We start from the raw sequence: 3,073 nt of genomic DNA, 5'->3' as shown, positions 1-3,073 counted from the left end.
TTTATTATTTGTTTTAAGTTTGGAGTACCAACATCTTTTAATTCATATTTAACTCTTACTGCTGGTTTATTGATCTTTATAAGTTTTAATAGATTTATTGGAGTACCAACAACAACTACCTCACATGGTGAATTAATAATAGTTTGTTCAAGTTCTTTTATCTGTTCATCACTATATCCCATTGCTGGTAATATCTTTTCAAGGTGAGTATATTTTTTATAGATATCCTTTATTGAACCTACTGCATAAGGTCTGGGATCAATTATTTCACTTGCTTCTGCTCTTTGAGCTGCTATAAAACCTGCTCCAAAAGACATCTCTCCATGAGTTAGTGTTGGACCATCTTCTATAACTAATGCTCTCTTATTTCTAATTAATTCTGGTCTATCAATTGAAATTGGAGATTCAGCAAAAACCACTTTTGCTTTAGGGTTCACAGATTTTATATTTTCCTGAACATTTATTATCTTATCAGCAGCAGCTGTATCAATTTTATTTATGACTACTACATCTGCCATCCTTAAATTAGTCTCTCCAGGATGATACAGAAGTTCATGTCCTGGGCGATGTGGATCAGCTACTACTATATGCAAATCTGGAAAATAAAATGGGAAGTCATTGTTTCCACCATCCCAAAGTATAATCTCAGCCTCCTTTTCTGCCTTTCTTAAAATCTCCTCATAATCTACTCCTGCATATACTACTATTTTACTTTCAATATGGGGTTCATATTCCTCCCTCTCCTCAAAAGTGCACTCATATCTATCTAAGTCATCATAGTTTTCAAATCTCTGACATCTCTGTTTAACTAAATCACCATATGGCATAGGATGTCTTATAACAACTACCTTTTTACCTGATTCTATAAGGATCTTACTTACTCTCCTTGAAGTCTGACTCTTTCCACTTCCAGTTCTTACTGCACATACAGAAACAACTGGTTTTTCAGACTTAATCATTGTTGAATTCGGACCAAGTAAAATAAAGTTTGCACCAACTGATTGTGTTCTTGATGCAGTATGCATAACATAATTATGAGATACATCACTATATGCAAAAACAACTTCGTCAACTTTATCTTCCTTAATTATTTTTTCAAGCTCATTTTCAGAATAAATTGGGATTCCATCTGGATAAAGATTCCCCGCAAGTTCTGCAGGGTATTTTCTACCATGTATATCTGGTATTTGTGTTGCAGTAAATGCCACCACCTTGTAATCAGGATTATTTCGATAGTAAACATTAAAATTATGGAAGTCTCTTCCAGCTGCTCCCATTATTACTACTTTTTTAGGCTCCATTATGTACTCCTTTTTAAGAATTTTTGTTTTCTTTCCTTAAAAATTATTTTAAAAAATTTTTTATTAATGAGATTGCTTCAGGACTTTGTCCTTCGCAATGACAACTGGAATCTAACTACTTGAGATGACAGTCAAGATATTGTCTCTCGCAATGACAGATCATAAAGTTTATTTTTTGATTTTGTTAAATTATATTTTCAGACCAATACTTTGTTTTGCTAATCTTATAGATTGCTCAGGATATCTGTCGCAAAAACAACCAAGACTTGAAAAAAGATATAAGTTATCAATTAGTGTTTTTGCATCTTTTGATGGTAATAAAATTTGAGAAGGTAAAATCTTAGATTTAGTAATAATCTCATTAACAGTGACATCTGATTTTATGCTTTCTAATATTCTTTCAGCACCAGAATTTCTAACCAATACCCCACCAGTTCCGATAATATATTTTGTGGCTGTTAAATCTCTTCCTTTAGCTACATTTTTTCTACCAGTTGGTCCAAATAACTGTCTTATCTTTCCTGCATGTCTTTCGACTGCTTTTTTAGCCGCAACTTTTCCCAAAATCTCGTAATATTTCTCTTCCTTTTTAGTTTGTGGAATTTGTTTAACCTTGGACTTAAAAATATCTATGTCATCTATACCAATTTTTTTAAATATATTTTTATTAACGATTTTAATAACATTTTCAACATTATAAAAAACTCCTAAATCTCCTTCAACCGTTCTTTTACTGTGTGGTTCTGGAGAAATAGTAATCCGTTGAATTGAAGGTGAACCATTAGTTATGGAATGAACATCTGTAGTTGCTCCACCTATATCAACAATAATTAAATCCCCTATTTTATCTGCTAAAAGTGATGAAATTTTCATTACTGCTCCAGGTGTAGGAAGAATAGTTTGATCAACCATATCTCTTATTTTTTCCATTCCAGGTGCTTTTACAATATGCTCTTCAAAGACATTTTGGATTATCTCTCTTGCTGGTTTAATATTTAATTCATCAATATTAGGGTATACATTGTCAACAACATATACTTTTTTATTAGCATTTTTTAATATTTGCTTAACTTCATTAGCAGCAGCTATATTCCCTGCATAGACTATAGGGGAGGTAAGAGCTGTTTTTGAAATAAGTTTGGCATTTGTAATTACAGTCTTCTTTTCACCATAATCAACTCCACCTGATAAAATTATAATGTTTGGATTGAGTTTAACTAGACTATCTAAATCAAATTCAGAGAGTATACCAACTGTCACCATTCTAACTACTGCTCCGGCTCCTAAGGCTGCTTCATTTGCTGCTTTTGCAGTCATTTCTTTAACTAAACCATGAACACTCATTCTAAGTCCACCAGCAGCACTACTTGAAGCATAGAAATTTGACCACAAGAGCTTTTTTGTATTTAGATTTTTCTTAAGTTGATTAATAGCTTTTTCTAATCCTATTGTTACATCTCCATCTTCAACAGTAGTTATGTCCTCACCTCTACCTATATATAGGAGATTGTTATTACTATCAAAATTAAAAGCATTAACTTTAGTAGTTGTACTACCAATCTCTGCAACTAATATATCAACCTTCAAAATTAAGTCTCCCTTAATTCCCTAAAATTAAAGAATTATATCCTTTAAAAAAATTAGTTAATTTATCTCTTCTATTTAATTGATTCTTCTTGGTTTAATTATTTATTTTCTGTTAATTTTCTAATTACGAAAGAAGCTACGTCAATACCTTTAGTTCCACGACCAAAGCCTGCATCCATTCCTTC

The 3,073-nt window shown here is 31.9% G+C and carries 2 protein-coding genes; both read right to left on the bottom strand.

Features of this window, described 5'->3' with window-relative positions; all coding sequences use genetic code 11:
• A partial coding sequence (locus KKC53_03375) for a cyclic 2,3-diphosphoglycerate synthase (protein MBU2598205.1) occupies window positions 1-1,304 on the bottom strand: 1,304 nt, incomplete at its 3' end.
• Between the two features lie 186 nt (window positions 1,305-1,490).
• Entirely contained in the window at window positions 1,491-2,888 is a 1,398-nt protein-coding gene (locus KKC53_03370; GenBank protein MBU2598204.1) for a glutamate mutase L, read from the bottom strand.
• Window positions 2,889-3,073: the final 185 nt, after the last annotated feature.

The organism is Actinomycetota bacterium, assembly GCA_018830725.1.
Classification (GTDB): Bacteria; Actinomycetota; Humimicrobiia; order JAHJRV01; family JAHJRV01; genus JAHJRV01.
Note: the sequence above shows the minus strand (reverse complement) of the source record. Positions and strands in the feature narration are given on the sequence as shown.